The sequence below is a fragment of the Curtobacterium sp. MCBD17_035 genome (assembly GCF_003234815.2).
Lineage (GTDB): Bacteria > Actinomycetota > Actinomycetes > Actinomycetales > Microbacteriaceae > Curtobacterium.
Genome location: NZ_CP126279.1, coordinates 569,439 through 592,874, shown reverse-complemented (window position 1 = coordinate 592,874; position 23,436 = coordinate 569,439). Strand labels below are relative to the sequence as shown.

The 23,436-nt window shown below is 72.2% G+C and carries 26 protein-coding genes; 11 read left to right on the top strand and 15 right to left on the bottom strand.

Going from position 1 to position 23,436, the window contains the following annotated elements:
- Positions 1 to 37: 37 nt before the first annotated feature.
- The 3 genes from DEI93_RS02890 to DEI93_RS02880 form a co-directional block, all read right to left on the bottom strand.
- Complete coding sequence (locus DEI93_RS02890; protein WP_111119752.1) at positions 38 to 1,153, bottom strand: lactonase family protein; 1,116 nt, start codon at positions 1,151 to 1,153, stop codon at positions 38 to 40.
- A complete protein-coding gene (locus DEI93_RS02885) occupies positions 1,150 to 1,512 on the bottom strand; it encodes a chorismate mutase (RefSeq protein WP_111011557.1) in 363 nt (120 codons plus the stop codon). Before DEI93_RS02885 ends, DEI93_RS02890 begins: the two co-directional genes overlap by 4 nt.
- A gap of 62 nt (positions 1,513 to 1,574) precedes the next feature.
- A complete protein-coding gene (locus tag DEI93_RS02880; RefSeq protein ID WP_111119751.1) occupies positions 1,575 to 2,246 on the bottom strand; it encodes a haloacid dehalogenase type II in 672 nt (223 codons plus the stop codon).
- Between the two features lie 187 nt (positions 2,247 to 2,433).
- Between DEI93_RS02880 and DEI93_RS02875 the strand changes: the two genes are divergently transcribed.
- Both DEI93_RS02875 and DEI93_RS02870 read left to right on the top strand, forming a co-directional pair.
- Complete coding sequence (locus DEI93_RS02875) at positions 2,434 to 2,721, top strand: putative quinol monooxygenase (RefSeq protein WP_111011559.1); 288 nt, start codon at positions 2,434 to 2,436, stop codon at positions 2,719 to 2,721.
- 97 nt (positions 2,722 to 2,818) lie between these two features.
- Complete coding sequence (locus DEI93_RS02870; protein ID WP_181436034.1) at positions 2,819 to 3,223, top strand: DUF1304 domain-containing protein; 405 nt, start codon at positions 2,819 to 2,821, stop codon at positions 3,221 to 3,223.
- Between the two features lie 37 nt (positions 3,224 to 3,260).
- Here DEI93_RS02870 and DEI93_RS02865 read toward each other — a convergent pair whose 3' ends face one another.
- The 4 genes from DEI93_RS02865 to DEI93_RS02850 form a co-directional block, all read right to left on the bottom strand.
- Positions 3,261 to 3,974, bottom strand: coding sequence for a class F sortase (locus DEI93_RS02865; RefSeq protein WP_111119750.1), 714 nt, complete (start codon positions 3,972 to 3,974; stop codon positions 3,261 to 3,263).
- Positions 3,971 to 6,997, bottom strand: coding sequence for a DUF7927 domain-containing protein (locus tag DEI93_RS02860; protein ID WP_181436033.1), 3,027 nt, complete (start codon positions 6,995 to 6,997; stop codon positions 3,971 to 3,973). The genes DEI93_RS02865 and DEI93_RS02860 overlap by 4 nt, the downstream gene beginning before the upstream one ends.
- 510 nt (positions 6,998 to 7,507) lie before the next feature.
- Positions 7,508 to 8,020, bottom strand: coding sequence for a VOC family protein (locus DEI93_RS02855; protein WP_111011568.1), 513 nt, complete (start codon positions 8,018 to 8,020; stop codon positions 7,508 to 7,510).
- A gap of 237 nt (positions 8,021 to 8,257) precedes the next feature.
- Positions 8,258 to 9,271, bottom strand: a complete 1,014-nt coding sequence (locus tag DEI93_RS02850) for an iron-siderophore ABC transporter substrate-binding protein (protein WP_111011269.1) — start codon at positions 9,269 to 9,271, stop codon at positions 8,258 to 8,260.
- A 133-nt stretch (positions 9,272 to 9,404) separates the two neighbouring features.
- On the opposite strand from DEI93_RS02850, the gene DEI93_RS02845 reads away from it, so the two are divergent.
- Complete coding sequence (locus tag DEI93_RS02845) at positions 9,405 to 10,169, top strand: enoyl-CoA hydratase/isomerase family protein (RefSeq protein ID WP_111119748.1); 765 nt, start codon at positions 9,405 to 9,407, stop codon at positions 10,167 to 10,169.
- A gap of 85 nt (positions 10,170 to 10,254) precedes the next feature.
- Positions 10,255 to 10,833: a TetR/AcrR family transcriptional regulator gene (locus tag DEI93_RS02840; RefSeq protein WP_111011271.1), complete on the top strand. Its 579-nt coding sequence runs from the start codon at positions 10,255 to 10,257 to the stop codon at positions 10,831 to 10,833.
- 129 nt (positions 10,834 to 10,962) lie between these two features.
- On the opposite strand, the gene DEI93_RS02835 is transcribed toward DEI93_RS02840, so the two are convergent.
- Positions 10,963 to 11,658, bottom strand: coding sequence for an SDR family NAD(P)-dependent oxidoreductase (locus DEI93_RS02835; RefSeq protein ID WP_111012305.1), 696 nt, complete (start codon positions 11,656 to 11,658; stop codon positions 10,963 to 10,965).
- A 101-nt stretch (positions 11,659 to 11,759) separates the two neighbouring features.
- Here DEI93_RS02835 and DEI93_RS02830 point away from each other — a divergent pair, with 101 nt between their 5' ends.
- Complete coding sequence (locus tag DEI93_RS02830; protein ID WP_111012304.1) at positions 11,760 to 12,632, top strand: helix-turn-helix transcriptional regulator; 873 nt, start codon at positions 11,760 to 11,762, stop codon at positions 12,630 to 12,632.
- A gap of 42 nt (positions 12,633 to 12,674) precedes the next feature.
- The gene (locus DEI93_RS02825) at positions 12,675 to 13,559 is read left to right on the top strand and encodes a shikimate dehydrogenase family protein (RefSeq protein ID WP_111119747.1); all 885 of its coding nucleotides are present in this window, start codon (positions 12,675 to 12,677) and stop codon (positions 13,557 to 13,559) included.
- Here DEI93_RS02825 and DEI93_RS02820 read toward each other — a convergent pair.
- The 3 genes from DEI93_RS02820 to DEI93_RS02810 all read right to left on the bottom strand — a co-directional run bounded on the left by DEI93_RS02820 (position 13,537) and on the right by DEI93_RS02810 (position 15,953).
- Positions 13,537 to 14,487, bottom strand: coding sequence for a metal ABC transporter solute-binding protein, Zn/Mn family (locus DEI93_RS02820; protein ID WP_111027206.1), 951 nt, complete (start codon positions 14,485 to 14,487; stop codon positions 13,537 to 13,539). The two genes, DEI93_RS02825 and DEI93_RS02820, sit on opposite strands and share 23 nt — an antisense overlap.
- Positions 14,488 to 14,668: 181 nt before the next feature.
- On the bottom strand, positions 14,669 to 15,157 hold the full coding sequence (locus tag DEI93_RS02815) for an FBP domain-containing protein (protein WP_111119746.1): 489 nt from the start codon (positions 15,155 to 15,157) through the stop codon (positions 14,669 to 14,671).
- Between the two features lie 211 nt (positions 15,158 to 15,368).
- Positions 15,369 to 15,953, bottom strand: a complete 585-nt coding sequence (locus DEI93_RS02810; RefSeq protein ID WP_111011277.1) for a helix-turn-helix domain-containing protein — start codon at positions 15,951 to 15,953, stop codon at positions 15,369 to 15,371.
- A gap of 83 nt (positions 15,954 to 16,036) precedes the next feature.
- Here DEI93_RS02810 and DEI93_RS02805 point away from each other — a divergent pair, with 83 nt between their 5' ends.
- The gene (locus DEI93_RS02805; RefSeq protein ID WP_111119745.1) at positions 16,037 to 17,065 is read left to right on the top strand and encodes an NAD(P)/FAD-dependent oxidoreductase; all 1,029 of its coding nucleotides are present in this window, start codon (positions 16,037 to 16,039) and stop codon (positions 17,063 to 17,065) included.
- 109 nt (positions 17,066 to 17,174) lie between these two features.
- Here the strand turns inward: DEI93_RS02805 and DEI93_RS02800 are convergent, their stop codons facing one another.
- Positions 17,175 to 17,717, bottom strand: a complete 543-nt coding sequence (locus DEI93_RS02800) for a TetR/AcrR family transcriptional regulator (RefSeq protein WP_111012425.1) — start codon at positions 17,715 to 17,717, stop codon at positions 17,175 to 17,177.
- 54 nt (positions 17,718 to 17,771) lie between these two features.
- Here DEI93_RS02800 and DEI93_RS02795 point away from each other — a divergent pair, with 54 nt between their 5' ends.
- Positions 17,772 to 18,482, top strand: a complete 711-nt coding sequence (locus tag DEI93_RS02795) for an MBL fold metallo-hydrolase (RefSeq protein WP_111119744.1) — start codon at positions 17,772 to 17,774, stop codon at positions 18,480 to 18,482.
- Positions 18,483 to 18,574: 92 nt separating this feature from the next.
- On the opposite strand, the gene DEI93_RS02790 is transcribed toward DEI93_RS02795, so the two are convergent.
- On the bottom strand, positions 18,575 to 18,955 hold the full coding sequence (locus DEI93_RS02790) for a YchJ family protein (RefSeq protein WP_111011280.1): 381 nt from the start codon (positions 18,953 to 18,955) through the stop codon (positions 18,575 to 18,577).
- Positions 18,956 to 19,098: 143 nt separating this feature from the next.
- Between DEI93_RS02790 and DEI93_RS02785 the strand changes: the two genes are divergently transcribed.
- The gene (locus DEI93_RS02785) at positions 19,099 to 19,671 is read left to right on the top strand and encodes a GNAT family N-acetyltransferase (RefSeq protein WP_220037876.1); all 573 of its coding nucleotides are present in this window, start codon (positions 19,099 to 19,101) and stop codon (positions 19,669 to 19,671) included.
- An 80-nt stretch (positions 19,672 to 19,751) separates the two neighbouring features.
- Complete coding sequence (locus tag DEI93_RS02780) at positions 19,752 to 20,105, top strand: hypothetical protein (protein WP_111048921.1); 354 nt, start codon at positions 19,752 to 19,754, stop codon at positions 20,103 to 20,105.
- A 72-nt stretch (positions 20,106 to 20,177) separates the two neighbouring features.
- Here DEI93_RS02780 and DEI93_RS02775 read toward each other — a convergent pair whose 3' ends face one another.
- Both DEI93_RS02775 and DEI93_RS02770 read right to left on the bottom strand, forming a co-directional pair.
- A complete protein-coding gene (locus DEI93_RS02775) occupies positions 20,178 to 21,974 on the bottom strand; it encodes an IPT/TIG domain-containing protein (RefSeq protein ID WP_146244404.1) in 1,797 nt (598 codons plus the stop codon).
- Between the two features lie 329 nt (positions 21,975 to 22,303).
- Positions 22,304 to 22,729 carry an organic hydroperoxide resistance protein gene (locus DEI93_RS02770; protein ID WP_111011329.1) on the bottom strand — a complete coding sequence of 142 codons (426 nt, stop codon included), beginning with the start codon at positions 22,727 to 22,729 and terminating at the stop codon, positions 22,304 to 22,306.
- Between the two features lie 85 nt (positions 22,730 to 22,814).
- Between DEI93_RS02770 and DEI93_RS02765 the strand changes: the two genes are divergently transcribed.
- Complete coding sequence (locus DEI93_RS02765) at positions 22,815 to 23,423, top strand: maleylpyruvate isomerase family mycothiol-dependent enzyme (RefSeq protein ID WP_181436032.1); 609 nt, start codon at positions 22,815 to 22,817, stop codon at positions 23,421 to 23,423.
- Positions 23,424 to 23,436: the final 13 nt, after the last annotated feature.

Genomic DNA, 23,436 nt, shown 5'->3' with positions numbered 1-23,436 from the left:
CGCCCGCGGACACGTCGCCCCGGGCCCGACCCTCGGCTCAGGCGATGGGCACGATGCAGGTCGGGGTCCCAACGGGGACGACCGCGACGGGGACACCAGGGATGCCGTCCTGGTCGAGCGGCAGGACCGCGACGCCGTCGGACCGCTCGTTCGCGACAAGGAGGAACCCGCCGACGCGGGCGAAGTGCCGCGGCCACGATCCACCGCACGGGACCTCCGCCAGGCGTCGCAGCCCCTGTGCGGCATCGAGCACGCAGATGGTGTCGCGCCCGCGAGCCGCCACGTACACGCGACCGGTGTCGTCGACCTCGATGTGGGACAGCAGCGTCTCGCCGACGGGCCCGTCGAACGCGGGTGCACTCTCGACGTCGTGCAGGACGCCGCCGGCATCGGCCTGGAGGCGGTGCACCCGTCCGTCGAGCTCCCCGCTGACGAGCAGGTGGTCGCCCCACCACGCCATGTGCCGAGGCCCCGTCCCGGCGGGCAGGGCATGTTGACGGACGTGGTCGATGACGGGGGCGCCGTCATCGTCGACACCGATGCGGTACTCGTGGATCGCGTCCCCGCCGAGGTCCGAGACCAGGACGGTGCCGTTGCGGCCCGCGACGACCTGGTGCGCGTGCGGCTGCTCCTGCCGAGTCACGACCGGCCCCGAGCCGTGCGGGAGATCGGTGCCGGTCGTCGAGAGGACCGGGGCTCCCGCCCGGGTCTCCGCGCCGTGCTCGTACGCGACCGTCCCGTCGTGGAGGACCGACTCGGCGTGCACGTCCGCTGGTTCGAGTGCGACCGCACCGACGCTGCCCGAGGAGTAGTTCGCAAGCAGCAGGACCCCGGACGGATCGACGTGCGCGTGGCAGGGGTCTGCACCGTGGCTCGGGGCATCCCAACGGTGCTCGAGGGTGGCGTCGTGACGGCGGAACGCATGCACGCTGCCCTCCGCCGCTTCGGACACGGCGAACACGCTGTCGCCGGACTGCACGAGGAACGAGGGGTTGTCGACGACGGCGATGGTCCGCGCCGCCAGGTAACCCGCGGTGTCCGCCTCGACCAGGGAGATCCCCGTCGCGTTCCCACCCCGGGATGCCGTGTACCCGCCGACGAGGAACCGCAGCGCGGCGAGTCCCTGCCCCGCCCCGTCCGCGGTGTCCGTCACTCGTCGCCCACCGCGATGCGCTCGTGGTGGTGGATCACCTCGGCGATGATGAAGTTGAGGAACTTCTCGGCGAAGGCGGGGTCGAGGTGCGACTCCGCCGCGAGCGACCGCAGCCGCGCGACCTGGACCTGCTCGCGCTCCGGGTCCGCCGGCGGCATACCGGCCGCGGCCTTCAGGTACCCCACCCGCTGCGTGTACTTGAACCGCTCCGCGAGCATGTGCACGACGGCCGCGTCGATGTTGTCGATGCTCTGCCGGATCGCCGCGAGCTCGTCGACCGCGGAGCGCTCGTACGGTGAGGCCGAGCGGGTTCCTCGGGTGTCGGTGGTGGTCCCGGAGGGCTGATCGGCGGCGGTCATGCGACGAGCCTAACGGCGGCCACCACCACGGGTCGCTGTGTGACAGCGGCTGTGGAGAGCACTCACATGTGGATCACGCCTGCGAGCTCGACGAGGGACGGCACGGCGAACTCGGCGCGCTCGAACACCGCCGGCCAGGGCGCTCCGGTGCGGTCGACGAACGCCGTCCGGAGCCCGGCCCGCCGAGCACCGTGCAGGTCCCAGGGGTGCACCGCGGCGAGCATGGCATCGCCCGGTTCGACCCCGAGCGACGCGAGCCCCCGCCGGTAGGCGTCCGGGTGGGGCTTCATGACGCCCGTGTCCTCGACGCCGAGGTGCCGCTCGACCAGGTCCCCGACCCCGGCACGCTCGACCAGTGCCCGTGCGTTGGCTCCCGCCCCGTTCGACAGCGTCACGATCCGGTGCCCCGCTGCAGCGAGCGCGGTGATCCCCGCTGCGACGTCGTCGTGCGGCGGGAGCTCGGCGAACGCTCCGAGGATCGCGTGAGCCGCATCCGCCGGCTCGTCGAGCAGACCCTCGACGTGTGCCAGGAGCCCGAGCAGCACGGGGCGTCCGACCTCGGCGAACGAACGGGACTCGCCCACCATCGTCAGGGCGAAGCCGTCGCGCAGGGTGGCGGCGAACCAGGTCTGCGCGAGGGCACCGGCAGCCCCCTCGGCCTCGAAGGCCGGGGTGAGCGCCGACAGGTCGGAGAGGGTCTCGTTGACGTCGAGCACGATCACGGGGCGGTCCATGTCGGTGACGCTACGCGCCAGGGCGGGCGCGCCGGGGCCTCCCGGCTGACCCTGGGGACGACGGCGGTGCGGTCGGCGCTGTGGAGGGGAGGATGCCGGACACGGCCCTCCTGCCCGCCTAGGCTCGGCAGCGCCCGGCGTCGGCCGGGACCGGCGCGGGCCGGGAGGCACGGGAACGGAGTCGAGGATGGCAACGATCGTCAGCGCCACGTGGATCGCGATCGAGGGACACGAGGGGACGGTCGCCGAGTCCCTGCAGAGCCTCGTGGAGGCCACGCACGCGGAGCCGGGCAACCTCGTGTACGAGGTCTACGTCGACGACGCCGAGCCGCGCGTGTTCCGGATCTTCGAGAAGTACGTCGACGACGACGCGTTCCAGGCACACATCGACTCGCCCCACTTCTCGGAGTACGGCACGCTGGGAGCGATCCCCCATCTGGAGGGCCGGGAGCGGCGGACGTTCCGCGCACTCTGATCGGGGGTTCCCCCACACACCCCGCTGACACCACTGCCGTCCACACCACTCCCGGGCGTGGTCCGGGCATCTCCCCGCTCCTGGGACAATGGTTCCCATGTCGATCGTGCTCGGGATCTCGTGTGTGTTCGCCGTCCTCGCCGGACTGGTGCACGTCTACATCTTCTTCCTCGAATCCGTCGCCTGGACGAGCCCGCGCACGCGTCAGGTGTTCGGCATCACGGACGAGGCCGAGGCGCGATCGACCCGGACACTGGCGTTCAACCAGGGCTTCTACAACCTCTTCCTGGCGATCGGGGCGGTGCTCGGGGTCGTCCTCGTCGTCACGGGCAGCAGCGCGACCGGGTGGGCTCTCGTCGTCTTCGCGTGCGCGTGCATGGTCGGCGCATCGGTGATCCTCGGGGCCACCGGTCGCCGCTACCGCAACTCCGCGCTGGTGCAGGGGTCGTTCCCGCTGATCGCGCTCGCGTTCGCGTTCATCGGGTCGTTCTTCGCGTCCTGAGCCGCGCCTCCCGGCCGCACCGCGTGGCGGGCCCCGCTCACTCCCGGGTCGCCTCGATCACCACGTTGTCGACGGAGCGGCGGCCGTCCGGTCGCTGGAGGCACGTGATCACGACGAGTCGGCCCGGCACGTCCCTCCAGATCGACGACGTCGACGCGAGCCGACCCTTCGGCACGACGCGCGCCGTGCTGACGCGGTACTCGACACCGCCGACGCTGATGACCGTTCCGGGTGCCACCGAAGCACGCCGCCGAGCGACGTCGATCAAGAAGTTCCCCGGCGCGAGGCCGCCGTTGCGGAGGGAGTGCATGACCACGAAGACCGTGCCGCGGTCCCCCTCGGCGAGAGACGCCCCGAGACCGTCCACGACGTAGGCGGACGTGAACCCGGGCGGGGTGATGACCCCGCCGACGGCGGCGAGCCGAGCGAGGGGCACGTCGAGATCGAGGGACCTGACGATGAACCGGGAGCCGGCCCGTTCCTCCTGCCCGGCCGCGGTTCCGGCCCCGGTCGTGGCTCCGGCCCCGGTCGCGGGCCGGGTCGCGATCGGACCCTCCGGGTCGAGCTGAACGGCGTTGCCGCGCATGTCCACCGCCGTTCCGGCCGCTGAGGGTCCGGCGTCCAGGAAGTACCCGCCCACGCCACCGACGATCATGAGCACGGCGAGGGCGCCGGCCGCGAGGAGCACCCGCGGCCGGCGCCGGCCCGTCCGACGTCCCCGTCGCGCGGGATCCGCCTGCGGATCGGTCACCGCTGGCGACGCCGGAGGACCGTGAACAGCACCACACCGGCGAGCGCTGTGCCTCCGGCACCGAGGAGCACCGTCCACCAGCGCGCGCCCGCCCCGGGCTCGGCGACCGTGCCCCCGGTGTGCACCGCCGCGCCGGTCACCGGTTCGTCCGGCGCGACCTCCGCGCCGGGCTCGGGCTCGGGCTCGGGAGGCGTGACCACCGTGGTCGTCGTGCATCCTGCGTCGGTCACACAGGCACCGCCCGGAGCACTCGGGGTGACGACGTTCACGAGCGAACGGTCGCCGGTGTCGGGATCGTCGACGGTCACCGAGTACGAGACCCTCGTCGTCTCGCCCACCCCGAGCGCCCCGGACCAGGCGAGGGTGGCGTCCGACACCGTCGCGCCGTGGTCAGCGTCCCGGTCGTAGGTCGCGTCGTCGAGGACCGCCGACAAGTCGTCCTCGAAGGACGCCGGGTCCTCGTCCGTGAACGCGACGGCCCCGGTGTTCTCCACCGTGACGGTGTAGGTGACGACGTCCCCCGGATCCGCGTGGTCGGTGTCGGCCGTCTTCTGCACGGAGTACGAGCGGACCGGGACCCGCACGACGCACGTCGGGTCCTGCAGGTCGGAGCGGCAGTTGCTGTGGGGCGCGACGACGGTGTTGGTCAGGACGTCGTCGGCGTCACTCGCGGCACGGTCACCGACGGTGACGGAGTAGGTGAACGCCTCGGAGGCGCCGGCGGCGAGCGGGCCGCTCCACGTCAACTCCGGCTCGCGGTAGGTGACGTCGTCCGGGAGGGTGTCGACGGTCGCGTCGTCGAGCACCCCCGACAGGTCGTCGACGAACGTCGCCGGGTGTGCCGCGGTGTAGTCCGCGGTACCGGTGTTCCGCATCGTCACGGTGTAGGTGACCGTCCCCCCGGGCGTGACGACGTCGACGTCGGCGGTCTTGCTCACCGCCAGGGAGCGCACCTTCGTGGTCGTGGCGCACCCTGCCGTCCCACAGGAGCCCCCTGCGGCCGTCGGTCGGACGGAGTTCACGAGCTCGTGATCGCCCGTGTCCGGGTCGTGGACGGCCACCGAGTAGGTGATGGTCTTCGTCCGCCCCACGGCCAGGGCCCCCGACCAGGAGAGGGTGTTCCCGGAGATCGTCGCGCCGTCCGGAGTGTCGCCCTGGTGGTCGGCGTCGTCGAACACGCCGGAGAGGTCGTCGGTGAACGAGGCCGGGTTCCCAGCCGTGTAGTCGACCTTGCCGGTGTTCGACACCCGAACGGTGTAGGTCACGACGTCGCCCGGGTCGGCGACCGACGCAGACGCTCGCTTCTCGACGGTGTAGGCGGCGGCGCGGGCGTGGGCCGTGCAGCCCGGGTCCGGGTGTGTGGTCGTGCAGTTGGCGCCCGGAGCAGTGCCGACGACGGTGTTGTCGAGCCGGCCGTCACCGCCACCACCCGGATCACCGACGAGGACGGAGTACGTCACGGTGACCTTCGCCCCCACCGCCAACGGCCCCGACCACCGCAGCCCGGGCTCGTCGTACGCCACGGCACCGCCGGACGCCGTCGCGTCCCGGCCGTACGCGGCGTCGTCGAGGACCTGGGCGAGGTCGTCCTCGAACGACGCCGGATGCGCGTCCGTGTACGGGGCCGCGCCCGTGTTCTCGACCGTGATGGTGTAGCGGACGGTCGATCCCGCGACGACGTCGGAACGGTCCGCCGTCTTCGTCAGGACGTACGACCGGACCGGCGTCGTCGTGGCGCACCCGGCCGCTCCGCAGGTCCCGCCCGGGGACGACGGGGCGACCACGTTGCGGAGTCGGTGATCACCCTGGTCGGGATCGTCCACCGTGACCGAGTACGTGATCGTGCGGGTCGCACCGGCCGCGAGCGCGCCCGACCAGGAGAGGGTCTTCCCGGTGACGACCGCACCACCGGACGCGTCGTCGCGGTATCTGGCGTCGTCGAGGACACCCGTCAGGTCGTCCGTGAACGACGCGGGGTCCTCCGACGTGTAGTCGACGTTCCCCGTGTTGGCCACCGTGATCGTGTACGACACGCGGTCCCCCGGCTGTGCGACCGTCGCTGAGGCGGACTTGGTCACCGTGTAGCTCCGGGCGCTGTTGGTGACCGTGCACGTGATGTCGTCACCGGCCGCCGGGGTCACGCGTTGGACGGTGCCGCCGCCCGACGGCAACCGCGTCGGGCTCCCGGGATTCGCGTTGGTGCAGGTCCACTGCTGCGCGTACCCGGACAGGTCGGTGCCCGTGCCCGTGGTGGCGGTCTCGGAGAGCGTGAACGCGCCTCCACGGCTGTCCGGGAGGACCGTGGTCGACCCCGTCGTCGAGGTGTCGGCACCCCCGGTCGTCGCGGATGCCAGGATGGTCCCCTGCGGTGACGTGATCGCCGTGTCGAACGAGTCGGACGGACTCGAGCGGCCGTCGACCGCCTTCCGCAGAGTCAACCTCGACGTGACGAACGCGAACGCGACAGCCTCCGCGCCGCTGCGGTTGGTCTCGCTCAGGACGGCCTCGATCGACGTCGGTTCGTTCGCCTGGAGCACGAGCGCGCCGAACGGTCCTCTGCCCCCCTCGCACCGGACCGCGGTCGATCCGATCCCGGTCACGCCCCCGCTGCATGCGGGTCGCGCCGGATCCGGGACGTCGAGGCGACCGAGCGGAACGTCCGACGCGAAGTCGATCCGTTCGTGGGTTTCCGAGGTCTCCGCATCGGCGGCGACCATGCCCCATCCTGTGACCGGCGTCCCCGACGCGTCCTCGACGTGGATGTCGCTCAATGCGAAGCGCGCCCCGACGTTCCGCGCGTCGTCGAACCCGAGTGCCGGTCGACCTGGGATGCCCCGGTAGATCTGCGTCCCGATGTACGCCTGTTTGTACGTCGGTGTGCTCGCAGCACGCGTGGTGCCGGCACGGTACCCGCTCGGCGTCGCGGTCCTGATGGTGTATCGCAGGACGTAACCGCCGGGGAGCCGGGCGCTCATCGTCTGGCCGGTCGCGGAGCGCGCCTGACCCTCGTCGTACGAGGACATGTCCAACCAGCACAGATTGGACGCTTCAGTCCCTCCACTGCCGTACCCGCAGCCCGTGGGCGAATCCGAGACGGTGCGGGCGTCGGCGACGGGCGCGAGGACGCCGGTGGCGAGAGCGGTGCTCGCGGTGAGGACGGCGGCTGCGAGAGCCGCGATCCGCCTCCGGATGGGTGCGCCGCCGGGGCGGTTCCTGTGGTGTTGCGTGTGCATCGGGGCAGCGTGGGCCTTCCACCACCGCGGACCGCGGCGACCGCGGTCGGGTGGACGTCATGAACGGGAGGCGTTCACTCTGACGTCCACGGGCGGCGGCGATCGGCCATCCCTCGCGGCACACGGGGGTCGTGGCCGGTCACGTCACCCGTCGCATGACCTGGGGGCGACGCGGGATCCTCGAGCACCTCGTCCCACACCGGGCCTCGACCGCGGGCTCGGGCTCGGGCTCGGGCACGGCCCGGGCCCTGGTTACGGCTCGGGCGCTGGCTACGGCTCGGGCGCTGAGCAGCCCGGTGCTCAGGCGTCGGCGGCGAGCTGTGCGGCGGCCTGCCCCCACCACTCCTCGACGGCGCGGATGCTCTGCTCCTCGGAGATGTCCGGGCGGCGGCTGAGCAGGGCCCAGCGGTGTCCGAACGGGTCGATGATCGAAGCGAAGCGATCGCCGGACACGAAGTCACTCGGGGCCTCGCGCCCGTCGGCCCCTGCTGCGACCGCCCTGGCGTAGACGGTGTCGACGTCCGCCACGTAGAGGACGGTCGAGCTGCTGACGCCGTCGCCGCCCTTCTGCGGCGGGGTCAGTCCCATCGCCGGCATCGGGTCGGACAGCTGCAGTCGCCCGGTCCCGAAGTCGAGCTCCGCCTGCCCCACGAACGGTTCGCCGCCCTGGGTGGCGGGAGCGTCGAGGCGGTAGACGACCTCGGCGCCGAATACATCGACGTAGAACGCGATCGCCTCGGCCGCGGGGTGCACGACGAGGAACGGGGTCAGGCTGGTGTAGCCGGCGGGGCGGAAGGCGCTGTCATCGGTCATGTCGCTCATCCAACTCCCGGCCGCGGAGCACTGCTCGGACGGCGTCGTGTCCACAGACGACCGAACTCGTGTCGTCCGACAGTGGTTCCGTCGTCACATGCGCACGCAGTATCTGCGGACGTATGAAGCGACGTTCCCGTTGTCGGACGACGCGCACAGTGTCGGGAACAGGCGGTCTCCGAAGGAGGGCGGGGGCGAGGCCGAGGGCCCGGGGCGGGGCCGAGGGCCCGGGGCGGGTCAGCCGAGCTTCGCCGCGAACTGGTCCGGCAGCCGCTTCAGGGCCCAGAGGATCGCGGGCACGGTCCCGATCGAGAACGCGGAGGAGACGTCCGCGTTGCGCTCGACGATGACGTGACCCTTCTTCACCGAGGGCACCTGCTTGAACAACGGACTCGAGGACGCCTGGGCCGCCGTCGTGTAGATCGGCAGGATCACGGTGAGGTCGGCGTCGAGCAGGTCGAGGTTCTCGTTCGACAGCGTCGCCGAGAACGCGCTGCCCGCGGCCTTGTCGACCGCCTTCGGCTGGGTGAACCCGAGCTGCTTCATGAACGCGACGCGGGAGTCGCCCGAGGCGTAGGCGCCGTACCCGCTCGATGTGTACGCACCGATGACGGCCGTCTTGCCCTTGAACTCGGGGTGAGCCTTCCGCGCGCTGGCGAACGCGGAGTCCACCTGGTCGAGCAGGTCCTTGCCCTGCTGCACCTTGCCGAGGGCCTTCGCGATCATGGTCACCTGCTGGTCGGTACTCGTCAGGTAGTTCGCGCCGCCCTTCGGGATGGCGACGGTCGGGGCGATGGCGGAGAGCTTCTGGTAGCGGTCCTTGTCGCCCGAGCTCTTCGTGTCGAGGATCAGGTCGGGCTTGAGCGCGACGATCTGCTCGTAGCTCGGCTCGAGGGTGCCGATGATCTTCGGCGACGTGGTGTACGCGCCCTTGAGCCAGGGGCCGACGCCCTCGCCGCCGAACGCGAGCCAGTCGCTCGCGCCGACGGGCTGGACACCGAGGGCGAGGGCCGTCTCGGCGTCACCCCACCCGAGCGCGACCACGCGCTTCGGCGCGGACGGGATCGTCGTCGTGCCGAACGCGGTCTGCACCGACACCGGGTAGGAGGAGCCGCTCGTCGCCGTCTGCGAGGCGCTGTTCGAGGCGGTGCCGCTGCTGCACCCAGCGAGGACGAGGGTGGCCACGACGGCGGTCGCGATGGCGGCGACGAGGGAACGGAGGCGGCGCGCGGGCCGACGGCTGGCAGTCACGAAGGTGAGGCTACCCTAAGCCGCCCCCACGCCTCCCGGGAGTCCGGCTTGACGTAACTGAACTGATCTGTATGGTTGAGCCAACGCGGCTGAACAGACCTGTTCAGTTGCCAACCGAGCCCGAGGAGCCACCATGACCACGCCCACCTACTTCGACCAGTACGACAACCTCGCCTTCGAGCGCGACGAGGACGGCGTGCTCGTCCTCCGCTTCCACACGGACGGCGGACCTCTCACCTTCACCGGCCGGACCCACGAGGACCTCCCCCAGGCTCTCGAGGACATCGCGCTCGATGCCGACAACCGGGCCCTGGTCATCACGGGCACCGGCGAGCACTTCATGAAGGACATCGACGGCCCGAGCCTCGGCGAGATCTTCAAGCCGGCCGCGTGGGAGAAGACCCGCGTCGAGGGCCGCAAGGTCCTCGAGCGCCTCCTCGACCTGCCGATGCCGGTCGTCGGCGTCGCGAACGGCACCGCCACGATCCACTCGGAGTACCTGCTGCTCGCCGATGTGCACATCGCGTCGGAGCGGGCGACCTACGGCGACTTCCCACACCCCGCGTTCGGCATCACCGCCGGCGACGGCCTGCACGTGGTGTGGGAGGAGATCGCCGGCACCCAGCGCGCCAAGTGGCTGCTCTGGACCGGCGAGACCATCGACGCGCAGACCGCGTTGCAGTGGGGTGTCGTCAACGAGGTCGTCGCGCACGAGCACGCCCTCGAGCGCGGCATCGAGATCGCGCGGAAGCTCGCCGCCAAGCCCGCGCTCTACCGTTCGCTGCAGAAGCAGACGCTCAACCTCGCCCTGCGGCGCCGGCTGACCCAGGACGTCCCGTTCGGGATGGCGCTCGAGGGCCTCACCGCCGCCGATCTGGCGTACCAGCCGCAGGCCTGACGCGGAAGGCGCGGGGACGCCGCCGTCTCGATCGGCGCCCCCGCCCGCGTCGTAGACTGAACAGATCAGTTCAAGGAGGCCCGACGTGGCGACCACGACACCCCGCACCCGCAAGCGCCCTGCGCTCGACCGCGTCGTGCAGACCGCCGACCGGCTCTTCTACGCCGACGGCATCCACGCGACCGGCGTCGACACGATCGCCGATGCCGCGAACGTGTCGAAGGCCACCATGTACACGTACTTCCGCACGAAGGACGACCTGGTCGGCGCGTACGTCGAGGGCCGGAGCCTCGCTTGGCGCGACCATCTCACGACGCAGCTCGCCGCGGCCGACGTCGACGCGGCAGAGCAGATCCTCATGGTCTTCGACCTGCTCGGCACGTGGTTCGCGACGGACGACTTCAACGGCTGTCCGTTCATCAACGCCGAGGCCGAGAGCACGACGGACTCGCCCGCGCACGTCGTGAACGTCGAGCACCGCACCTGGATCCGGGCGCTCTTCACCGACCTCGCCAGCCGGGCCGGCACCGCCGACCCCGCCGCGACGGCGATCCGGCTCGCGATGCTCTACGACGGTGCCATGGTGGGCGCACACACTGAGCCGCAGCTGCCGTGGGCCGCCGAGGCCCGCGACGCGGCCGCCGTCCTCATCGCCCAGCGCTAGCGACGCGTCCGCGGCCCCGCCGGGTGGCGCGGCGCACGTCGGACGCACACCGCCCCTCCAGGACGTGGCCGGGAGGCGCGACGCACGTCGGACGCGCGCCCCGCCTCCCGGCCGTGGCCGATGGCCCGATCACCAGGCGACGGCGCCGCTGCGATCGACGAACGTGCCGGTCGGGCCGTCGGCGCCGATCGTGGCCATGGCGACGATCGCGTCGGTGCCTTCCTCCACGGTCTGGTGGCCGGAGTTGCCGTTGAGGTCGGTGGCGGTGTAGCCGGGGTCGACCACGTTGAAGCGCACCTCCGGGATCCACTTGGCGTAGATCGTCGTGAGCATGTTGAGCGCGGCCTTGCTCGCACTGTACGAGAGGGTCGGGATCTGCGCCTCGATCCGGGAGTCGTCGGCGCGGACGGCGAACGAGCCGAGGCCGCTCGAGACGTTCACGACGACGGGTGCCGTGGAACGACGGAGCAGCGGGAGGAACGCGTGGACGACCCGGACGGGGCCGACCGTGTTCGTGTCGAGCACCTGGGCGATCGCGGGCCCGTCCACCTCGTCGAGCGGTGCACGGCCTCCGGCGATGCCCGCGTTGTTGACGAGCACGTCGAGCGTGCCGAACCGCTCGGTGAACTCGGTGGCGGCCGTCGCGACCGACTCGTCGGAGGCGACGTCGATGGTGATCCAGTCCACGCCGAGCTCCGCTGCTGCCGATGCACCGCGCTCGGGGTCGCGGGATCCGATGACGACGGTGTGCCCGAGGTCGCGGAGTCGCTGCGCCGCCGTGTACCCGAGTCCCTTGTTGCCGCCGGTGATGAGTGTCGTTGTCATGGCTCCACCGTGCTCCTCCACAGCGGGGGCTACCAGGGAACCGTCAACAGTGTGACCGGCGGTACCACCCAGGGGACCGCGGTCGGTGGGACCATCGATGCATGACCGAACGAGGCGACTTCGCGACCCTGCTGCGCGCGTGGCGCGACCGGTTGCACCCGGCCGCGGCGGGCCTCCCGGCCGGTGCCGGGCGGCGGGCGGCTGGGTTGCGGCGTGAGGAACTGGCGGCCCTGGCCGGGGTGTCGGTCGACTACGTCGTGCGGTTGGAGCAGGGGCGGGCGGACCGGCCGTCGGCGCAGGTCGTCGCCGCGATCGCCCGCGCGCTGCAGGTGTCCGAGGGCGAGCGCGACCAGTTGTACGTGGCGGCCGGGCTCGCCGCTCCGTTACCGACGGTGGTCCCGACGTTCGTGCCACCGAGCGTGCAACGGCTGATCACGCGGATGCCGGACGCCGCCATCGCGGTGTGCAGCGCGGACTGGACGATCCTGACGACCAACGCGGCATGGGACGCGCTGCACGGCGCTCCTCCGGCGAGCGGGCCGGAGCGGAACGTCGTCCGGCGGCACTTCCTCGGCTCGCCGACCCGGCTGCTGCGCGAGGAGGGCGAGACCGAGCGGTTCGAGCAGGCGATCACGTCGGACCTGCGGACGACGACGGTGCGCTACCCGCAGGACCGGCAGCTGCAGGCGCTGATCGACGAGCTCGTCGCCGGGAGTCCCCGGTTCGCCGAGCTGTGGGCGCAGGTCGGCGCCGCCCGACACCGGACGGAGCGGAAGACGATCCTGCACCCGACGGTCGGGCCGGTGCTGCTCGACTGCGACGTGCTCAACGTGTCAGGCGAGGACCTGCACATCGTCACGAACACGGCCGAGCCGGGCACCGAGGACGCCTCGCGGTTCGACCTGATCCGGGCACTCGGGGCGACCGGGGCGGCACCGCTCGACCCCGCGGATTCGCCGCTCCTGCCCAGCTGAGTCGCCCAGCGGTCACGGTGCCGGTCGGTAGGGTGATGCGCTGTGCCCGCTGCTCTCCCCGATCCCGACCGCACCCGCCTCGCCGTCCTCGGTCAGCCGATCGACCACTCGCTCTCGCCGACGTTGCACGCCGCGGCGTACCAGGCCCTCGGTCTCGATCTGACGTACGAGCGGCACGAGGTCGGCTCCGGCGAGCTCGAGGCGTTCGTCGGTGACCTGGACAGCTCGTGGCGCGGCCTGAGCCTGACGATGCCGCTCAAGCGCGAGGTCCTGCCCCTGCTCGATCGCACGACGCCGCTCGTCGACGAGCTCGGCGTCGCGAACACCCTGCTCCTCCGGACCGAGGCCGGCCGCACCGTGCTCTCGGGGGCGAACACCGACGTCGACGGCATCGTCCGCCCGGTCGAGGCCCTGGGGCACGTGCCGGGTGCCGCGACGATCCTGGGCGGCGGAGCCACCGCGGCGAGCGCCTTGTTCGCGGCACTCCGTCTCGGTGCGTCGTTCGTGCGCGTGTACCTGCGCGACACGACGAAGGCGAGCGAACTCGTGCTGCTCGCGACGCGGCTCGGTGTGACGCTCGAGGTGCACCCGCTGGCGGACCTGCCCGATGCTCCCGCGTCGGGGCTCGTCATCTCGACGCTGCCGGGCGGCGCCGCCGACACCCTGCAACTGCACCCGTCGGGCGACGACGCCGTCCTGTTCGACGTCGCGTACGACCCGTGGCCGTCGGTGGTCGCCGAGCGCTGGTCGGCAGCGGGCGGCCGGGTGCTCAACGGGCTCGACATGCTCGTCGAGCAGGCCATCGGTCAGATCCGGTTCTTCACGAGCGGGGACGCCGACCTGCTGCTGCCCGACGAGGCCCGCGTCCGCGATGCCATGCGGGCCTCGGTCGGGCTGTCGGCGATCAGCCCGCAAGCGCCTTCTTGACGGCGTCGATGTTGCTCTGCTGCCAGGCGATGTAGCCCTTGCCGGACGGCAGGGTCTCGGTGACGCCGACGACCGGCACGTGGTTGCTGCGCGCCGCGGACTTGACCTGCTCGGTCTCGGGGCTCGAGGTCTGGTCGTTGTAGGCGAGGAGCTTGACGGGGTCCTTGCCACTGAACAGCTGGAGCGTGTCGTTGAGCGCCGCGGGTGGCACGTCGTCGCCTTCCTCGATCGCCTCCGAGAAGTCCTGCGGGGTGACGTTGCGCAGCCCGATCGCGTCGAACAGGTAACCCGGCACCGGCTCGGTGTAGGCCACGCGGTCGCCGGCGTCCTGCTGCTTGAGCGCTGCCGTCTGCGCTTCGAGGCCCTGGAGCTGTTTGGTGACCCGTGCCGCGTTGGCCCGGAACGACCCCTTGTGCGCGGGCTGCTCCTGGCCGAGCTCGGTCGCCACGCGACTGACGAACCGGACCATGGTCGGGTAGCTGTAGAACACGTGCTCGTTGAAGTCGTCGTCGCCGGCCTTCTGGAGCCCGGACAGCTTGACGACGTCGATGAGGTCGGCCTTGGACTTCGTGGAGTCACGCAGGGTCTCCATGTACGAGTCGTACCCGCCGCCGTTCTCGATGAGCAGGTCCGCATGGGACACGGCGAGCTGGGTGCGGGGCGAGGCCTCGAACGAGTGCGGGTCCTGCGAGGGGTCGGACAGGATGCTCGTCACGTGGACGTGGGAGCCGCCGATCGTCGACACGAGGCCGCCGTACACGTTGGTCGACGCCACGACGTCGATGCGGCCGGAGGACCCGGAGCCACCGGAGGCGGACGACCCGGATCCGGACGTTCCACCCGCCCCTCCGGAACTCGAGCATCCGGTGAGACCGAGAGCGGCGGCGCCGGCGACGGCGGCGAGGGCGATGAGGGCGCGTTGACGCATGAGGGGTGGAGGTCCGTTCCGAGGCCGCTCGACAGGGACGGGCGGCGGCGACCACGCTGCGCCCGCACCGCGACGCTATTCACTATCGATAATGATTGTCAATTCCGATGCACTGGGGAGGCGCGGCCCGCGCCTCCCCAGTGGCCCGCGCCTCCCCAGCGGCTCACGCCCCCCGGACGGTTCACGCCCCCCGCACGTCCCGCGCGAACGCGGCCGCCCGCTGCCGGAGGCTGACGATGCGCTCCTGCCGGGCCGCCTCGACGTCGAACCCGAGGTACGCCGGCGGCGGTGGGTTCCGCACGTTGGCCGAACACTGGAAGTCGGCGCAGACGAGCGTGCCGACGGTGTTGCCGTTCCGCCCCGAGGCCCCACTCCGGCGCGCGCTGTAGAACAGCACGTCGTTCGGCAGGCGGACGTCCTGGCACCAGGCGCACTGCGGCCGGGTGCGGGTGCCGCCATCGGCCTGGCGGAACAGGATGCCGACGAGGGCGTCGCCGTCGGGGATGATCGCGTACGCCCGACGTCCGATCTTCGGGTCGCGCCAGCCGAGGTAGTCGAGCGCGTCCCAGTCGAGGGCGTCGAACCCGGTGGGCAGGGTGATGTCGGAGACCTCCTTCCGCGAGGCGTTCACGAACGCGGCGCGGATGGCCTTCTCGGTGATGGGGAGCATGGGTGTGCCGTTCTCTCAGCCCGGGCGCGCTGGCGCCGGGCGGGTGTCATGGGGAGGAGGGCACAGCGGACGACGGTCACGACGACCGGGATCGATCCACTGCGCCGCCAGCCGGCATCCGCGGAAGCGGGGGCCGGGGCGGCCGTCACCTGACGTCGGCGGATGGACCGCCGGCGACCTCCTGCCATGACGAGTTGCGCACGCCCCTACGCTACCGCGCGCCGGACGTGGGCAGGACGTGCGCGCGCTCCCCGCTCCTCCCGGACAGGCTGAGGAACTCGACCGCTTCCGGCCCCGCAGCACCGGACCAGTGTGGGGTGCGGGTGTCGAACTCGGCCGCTTCACCGGGACCGAGCACCATGTCCTGGTCGCCGAGCACGAGGCGGAGTCGGCCGGTCAGGACGTACAGCCACTCGTGCCCGGGATGGGTCATGGGCTCGGGCACGGCCGGCGCGACCCGCCCCGGCATGACGTGCTTGAACGCGGTGATCCCGACGGCCCCGCGCCCGAGCGGCAGGATCGTGTGGCCGTGGGCGCGGAACGGTCGGATGTGGATGCGCGGGTCGCCACTCGGCGGCGCTCCGACGAGCTCGTCGAGCGGCACCTGGTACTCGCGGGCGAGCGGGAGGAGCAGCTCGAGTGTGGGACGTCGCCCGCCCGACTCGAGCCGTGACAGCGTGCTCACGGACACCCCGGTGGCGGCGGACACCTGCGCGAGCGTCAATCCGCGGTTCGTCCGGAGCTTCCGAAGCCGGCCGCCGACCGCGTCGAGGGTGCGTTCCCACGTCTCGTCCATGGACTCACTTTGCCATTCCCGCAAGAACGATTGCCACTTCCGCGAGCACCGCACAAGCTGACGGTCGAACGAGGAGGAACGACATGCCCACACACACTGACCACGACGTCGTCGTCATCGGCGGCGGTGCGGCCGGCCTGAGCGCCGCGACGGCACTGGCGCGCTCGATGCGATCGGTGGTGGTCGTCGACGCGGGCGAGCCCCGGAACGCACGGGCGGGGGCCGCCCACAACGTCCTCGGCCGCGAGGGGACCGCACCGACCGACCTCCTGCGCGTGGCCCGCGCGGACGCCGAGCGCTACGGCGTCCGCATCGCCGTCGGACGAGCGACCGCCGCCGCACGGCAGGGCGACCGCATCGCCGTCAGCCTCGAGGACGGCAGCCGACTCCGCGGCCGCCGTCTCGTCCTGGCGTCGGGCGCGGTCGACGAGCTCCCCGACGTGCCCGGACTGCGCGAGCGCTGGGGGCGCGACGTCGTGCACTGCCCCTACTGCCACGGTTGGGAGGTCCGGGGCCAGCGGATCGGCGTGCTCGGCTCCGGCGCGATGGCCGTCCACCAGGTGCTGCTCTTCCGGCAGCTCAGCGACGACGTGACGCTCTTCCGGCACACGATGCCCGAGCCCTCGGACGAGGAGTGGGAGCGGTTGGCGGCTCGGGGCATCCGCGTCGTCGAGGGTCCGGTCGCTCGGGTGCTCGTCGACGACGACCGGTTGACGGGCGTCGAACTCGACGACGGGCATGTGTTCCCCCTCGACGCGGTGGCCGTGCAGACGCGGGTGGTCGCCCGAGCGGACGTGTTCGAGCACCTCGGCGGCGAGGTCGCCGAGCATCCGAGCGGCATGGGCCGACACGTCCCGGCCGACCCGACCGGTCGGACTGCACTGCCCGGCGTGTGGGCGGCCGGGAACGTGACGGACATCGGCGCGCAGGTCATGAGCTCCGCCGCCGCGGGCGTGATGGCCGGCGCGGCCGTCAACATGGACCTCATCGAGGAGCAGACGGCCGCGGCGGTGCGAGCGCGGCAGGAGCCGTTCTCGCCCGAGGCCGAGCGCGAGGTCACCGAGCGGGTGCTCGGCGATCGCCGCCACGGGTTCGAGCCGGCGCGGGACTGAGCCTGACGCCAGCGCGGGACCGAGCCTGACGCCAGGGCTGCGCATGCGGACGACGAGTGCGCACGCGGCCGCATGCCCCGTTGTCGTCCGCATGCGCACCCGACCTGCGTCAGCGCCCCATCCCCAGTGCCGCGACGATGCGCTCCCGCCCGAACGCCCACGCCGCCTCGACGTCCCCGCCGAGCTCGAAGCGCCCGTTGAGTTCCATGCCGACGAACCCCACCACCCAGGCCGTGAGGGTCCGCGCCGCCTCGAGCGCGTGCTCCTCGCCGGCAAGCTCGCCGCCGAACCGCACCACGGCGACACTGGCCGCAGCGCCGAACTCCGGCCGGGCAGCGGAGACACCCGCGCCCGGCGTCATGACGAGCTGGAACGCAGCGGGCCGCTCGTGCCCGAACGCCCGGAACACGTCGGCGACCTCGGCGGCAGTGGTGGCGGACTCCATCCGCCCCGCGAGGTCCGACAGGGTCGCCTCGGCCACGAGCTGGATCAGGTGGTCGCGGCTCGACACCCGCTTGTACAAGGAGGGCGCCCGCACCCCGACCCGCAGCGCGACGGACTGCATGGTGAGACCGGCCAGCCCGTCGTGCTCGAGCAGGTCACGGGCGGCGGTCACGATCGCGTCGAGGGAGGTGCGTTCCGGGGTGGGCATGTCCATCAGCATAGCTATTGACGGTAGCCATCATGGCTACGTACAGTAGCCATCATGGAACTGGCACCGAACCTCCACCGCATCGGCAACGACATCGTCGCCGCGTACCTCGTCGTGGCGCCCGAGGGCATCACCGTCATCGACGCCGGCCTCCCCGGGTCGTGGCACGACCTGGTCGCCGAACTCGCCTCGATGGGCCGCTCGCTCGACGACGTGCGCGGCTTCGTCCTGACCCACGGCGACTCCGACCACGTCGGGTTCGCCGAACGCCTGCGCCGTGAGCGCGGCGTCCCCGTGTACGTCCACGCCGCCGACGCCGCGCGGGCCAAGGGCGGCGACAAGCCGAAGGCCGGCAAGCAGTCGATGCGCCTCGGCCCCCTGCTCGGATTCGTCGGCTACTCGATGCGCAAGGGCGGGCTCCGGACGAACTGGCTCACCGAGGTGGTCGAGGTGCACGGCGGCGAGACCCTCGACCTCCCCGGCGCCCCGCGGATCATCAGCACGCCGGGGCACTCGCCGGGCAGCATCGCCGTGTTCGTCCCGGCCGTCGACGCCGTGTTCGTCGGCGACGGCCTGACGACCCGGCATGTCCTCACCGGCCGCACGGGTCCCGCGCCCGCGCCGTTCACCGACGAACCCGAGCAGGCGGTCCGGTCGCTCCGCGCCCTGGTCGACACGAACGCCCACTGGGTGCTCCCCGGTCACGGCGCCCCGTGGAGCGGCGGCGTCGCCGCGGCGGTCCAGGCCGTCGAGCACGCCGACTGACCCCCTGCCGGGAGGGACCGACGACCGGGAGGGGCCCGGCCACCGGGAGGCACCGGCCACCGGGAGGAACCGGCCACCGGGAGGAACCGGCGTCAGCTCGTCACACCGTCCACGTAGAACCAGCGCCCGGCCTCGCGCACGAACGCGCTGTCCTCGTGCAGCTCGCCCCGCTCCGAGGGCGTCCGCCACCACGCGCGGAACTCGACGGTCCCGCTCGTGTCGAACGGGCCTCCCGAGCTGGTCCCGAGGACGTCGAGTCGCGTCCACCGCATCATCGGGTCGAGCTCGAGGCTCGTCGGCCGCGTCCGCGGGTGCCACGACGTCAACAGGTACTCCGGCATGGTGAGCGCGAACGCCGTGAACCGCGAGCGCATGAGCCGCTCGGCCGTGGGCGCGGCCGCTCCCGCGTGCAGGGGGCCGCAGCACTCCGCGTACGGATTGCCGCTCAGGCAGGGGCATCGTTCCGCTGACATGTCCTCAGCGTAGGACCGCGACGCCGCCTCGCCACCGGCTCGGGAGGCCCGACCCCTCCCCGCCGCACGCGTGACGTCCGCATCGACCCCACCACCGGCCCGAGAGGACCGCCGCACCCCGCGACCGCGTTTACGGTTGGTCCATGAGCACTCCCCTGACGATCCGCCGCGCCACGCTCGAGGACGCCGCGACCGTCGCGGACCTCGTCGAGCGTGCCTACCGCGGCGAGGCGAGCCGCGAGGGCTGGACGAGTGAGGTCGACGTCATCGGCGGTCGACGCACCGACACGGAGCAGATCCGCGCGCTCATCGCTGCGCCGCACTCGGTCGTGTTCGTCGGCGTCGACGAGGGCCGGATCATCGCCACCTGCCAGGTCCAGCGGCATGGCCCAGGCCTCGCGTACTTCGGCACCTTCGCGGTCGAGCCGACGATCCAGGGCAGGGGCCTGGGGCGCCGGATGATGGAGGCCGCCGCCGAACACGCCCGCACGACGTTCGACGCCGCCGCGCTCGAGATCACGGTCGTCGCGCAGCAGTCGGCACTCATCGCCTGGTACCGACGCCTCGGGTTCGTGCCGACCGGCGCGACCCGGCCGTTCCCAGCCGAGGCCTGGGGCGCGACGCCGCTCGTGCCGGACGTGCACTTCGTCGTGATGCGGAAGCCGCTGAGCGACCGCGATGAGGTCGACACCGAGGACGTGGACCGGGTCGGCTGACACGAGCAGCCCGTCCGATCAGGGACAATGGCTCACGCGACGGATGAGACCGCCGCACGATCCCGCCCCGAGGAGGCGCCGTGCCCCGACTGACGATGGACGAGCTCGAGGGTTGGATCTCGGAGTTCCGGGCGGGGTCGTCGCACCTGCTTTCGAGCCCGCAGGCGGTCGACATGTCGTGGGACCAGGCGACCATCGACACCGCGCTCATCGTCATGCACCTGGAGACCAGTGGCACCGAGGTCTACCTGCAGCGCGAGATCGGTGTCTCGCCGGAGTGGACGGTGACGTTCGAGCGCCGTGAGAACGACGCCCGGGTCTCGGCCGAGCAGGTGCTGACCCTGGCGGCCGAGGTGAGCGCGATCGGCCACCTGTGCTCCTACCTGACGCTCAAGACGTCGGAGCACCTGCAGCGGCACGCGGCAGCGCAGTAGCCCACGGACGACGGAGGCCGCCGCGGGTGATCAGGATCACCCACGGCGGCCTCCAGGTCACCGGTCGCCGCGTCAGCGGAGACGCAGGTGGCGGCGGCGTCGGTACCCGATGAGCGCGACGATCCCGCCGAGCCCGAGCAGGCCGATGCCCGTGATCGCAGCGGGTCGGGCGTCCGAGCCGGTGTAGGCGAGGGCGTTCGCCCCGGTGCCGTCACCGCCACGGTCGCCGGTCAGCGGCGCAGCGCCGGTGCCTGCACCGGTCGCGTCGGTCCCGGTGGCCGCCGCAGCCACGTAGCGGAAGCCCGTGGCGCCGCTCGTGCCACCGGTCGTCGTGACGGTGATCGTCGTGGCTCCCGGGTCGCAGGCCGGCGTCGTGAACACCAGCCGGGTGCCGGCAGCGTTCACCGTCACGTCCGCAGCGGGGATGGTCGTCCCGCAGATCGTGACGCTGGTCCCGCCGGGCACGAAGCCGGTTCCGCTCACGGTGACCGTCGTGCCTCCCGTCGTCGATCCCTGCCCGGGGTCGGTGCCCGTGACGGTGGGTGCGGCGCGGTAGGTGTAGCCGTCATCGTCACGGGCTGCACCGGCCGGGTCGGTCAGGACGACGTCGACCGGCCCGGCCGCGCCGGCGGGCGTGGTGACGGTGACGCTGGTGTCGGTCGGCGTGCCCAGGATCGTCGCCGGAACGCCACCGAACGTGACGCCGGTGACGTCACCGAGCCCGGTACCCGAGACGACCACGGTCTGGCCGCCGGAGGTCGGACCGGACGCGGGGGTCACACCGGTGATCGTCGGCGCACCGGCGGTGACGTAGAGGAACTGGTCCGGCGCGGCGACCGTCGTGCCACCGGGGAACCCGACGACGACGTCGGCGAGGCCGGCACCCGGCGGCGTCGTGACGACGATCTGCGTGCCGTCCGCGGAGACGGAGCGGACGGTGCCGGCCGTTCCGCCGAACGTGACGCCGGTCGCGTTCTGAAGGCCCGTTCCCCTGATGGTGACGGACGTCCCGCCCGCAGCGGGGCCCTGGTCCGGCGTGATCCCGGTCACGGTCGGCGCGACGTACGTGTACCCGAGCCGGGCGGTCCCGTTCGGGTCGCTGACGACCACGGTGGTCGGGCCCGCGGCGCCGACCGGCGTGACGGCGGTCAGGGAGTTCCCGTCGGCGGCGACCTGGACGTTCGTCGCCCGGGTCCCGCCGAAGGTCACGGTGGTGTCGGGCGTGAACCCCGTGCCGGTGATGGTGACCGTCTGGCCTCCGGTGGTCGGTCCGGTCGCGGGCGTGATCCGGGTCGCGGTGACCGGGGTCGGCGCGGTGGGCGTCTCGCAGGTCGCGTTCGCGAGGACGACCGTCGCGACGGTCTCGTTGACCAGCGGAACACCGGCGACGGTGCCGTTCAGCGTCGCGACCGCGCGAACGGCCGTGCCCGTCGCGGTGGTCCCGGTGGTCGTCTGGACGCGGCTCGCCTGGACCGTCAGGGTCGCACCGGCGAGCGCGCCGGTGAGGTCCGCGCTCACCGTCGCCGTCGGCGTGGCGGCGTTCAGTGTCACCGCACGGCCGAGCAGGGTCAGGCCGACCAGGTCCGCGGCGCTCGTCGGCGTCCCGCCGACCGGGCACGTCGCCGTCGCGGTCGCCGCGTCCGCGGTGAGCACGCTCTGCCCGAACAGCGCCACGTTCGCACCCGCGATCCGCGAGGACGCGGTGGATCGCGTCGCGTTGCTGCTCGCCGACGTCGTCACCGCCCCGACGGTGATGTCCGCCGCCGCGACATCGGCCAGCGTCGAGCCGTCCGCATCGGTGAAGGCGCGGTCACCTGATCCCGTGACCGCGACGTCACCGACGGCCGCGTTGACGTCCAGCGCGGCCACGCCTGCGACATCCGCGTCCGCGACGGCACTGATGCCGACCGCCGACGCATCCCCCGGTGCCGCTGACGCCGGTCCTGCGACGACGAGGGCACCTCCAACCACCAGTCCCGCGGACAAGCCGACCGCGGACAACCGCATTCCCACGCTCCGTCGCATGGCGCCCCCTTCACGAGCTGTTCTCCTGCGCACGCTAGGCCCGGGGGTGGCGGGTACGTTCGCTCCAACACTGGGGTTTGACAACCACTCACGAACAGGAGTACGACGTCCCGGCACGTGGAACGCCCGGCCCCCGCATCGGGGACCGGGCGTTCGGCGCTGCTCGCCGACGATCAGTCGACGAGCGAGAGCGTGACCTCGACGTTGCCGCGCGTCGCGTTCGAGTACGGGCACACCTGGTGCGCGGCCTCGGCGACCTCCTGCCGACGGTCCGCCGGCACGTTCGGGGCGTAGATGTCGAGCTCGACGGCCAGGCCGAACCCGCCCTCGCCGTTGTCGCCGATGCTCACGCTGGCGGAAACGGAGGCGTCGGTGGTGTCGACGCCGAGCCGCTTGCCGACCAGGTGGTAGGCGCCGAGGAAGCAGGCCGAGTACCCGGCGGCGAACAGCTGCTCGGGATTGGTGCCCTCGCCGTTGCCACCCATCTCCGTGGGCGGGCGGGTGTCGAAGTCGAGGCGGTCGTCCTCGCTCCGGACGTGTCCGTCGCGACCGCCGCCCGTGGCGTGGGCGATCGCGGTGTACGTGATGTCAAGGGTCATGGACCCCACCTCACACCACGGGACTGGACGGTCGCTGACGTGTATCCGGTGGACGCACACCGCAAGGAGCGGCCACGATGTGATGATGAGCAGCGTTGCCCAGTTCAGTTCGTCCGCCGATGCCTTCGTGGCCGTCGTCGCGCAGGTCCCCCACGACGCGTGGGAGCGACCGGCACTGGGCGAGTGGACCGTGCGGAGCCTGGTCGGGCACACCACGCGCGCGCTCCTGACGGTCGAGCAGTACCTGCACCTCGAGCCCCCGGCCGAGGTGACGATCCCGACCGCGGCGCTGTACTACGCCACCGTCTACGAGCAGTTCACGGACTCGAACACCGTGACGCAGCGCGGGATCGCTGCGGGGATCTGGCTCGGGGACGAGCAGCTCCTGCGGATCACGGACGCCCTGGCCCGCGCGAAGGCCGCGATCGAGGCGGCTCCCCCGGACCGTGCCGTGTCGATCGGCGGGATGGGGATCCCGCTCGAGGAGTACCTGCGTACGCGGGTGTTCGAGCTCGTCGTGCACACGATCGACCTCGCACGCGCGATCGAGGTGCCGTGCGCGCCCCCGCCGGACGCGGTGGAGTCGTGCGCGGTCCTGGCCGTGTCGGCCGGCAACGCGCGCGGCGACGGCGAGGCGGTCCTCCTGGCCCTGACCGGGCGCGGGTCGCTCCCGGACGGGTTCTCGGTGGTCTGACCGCGCCGGAACG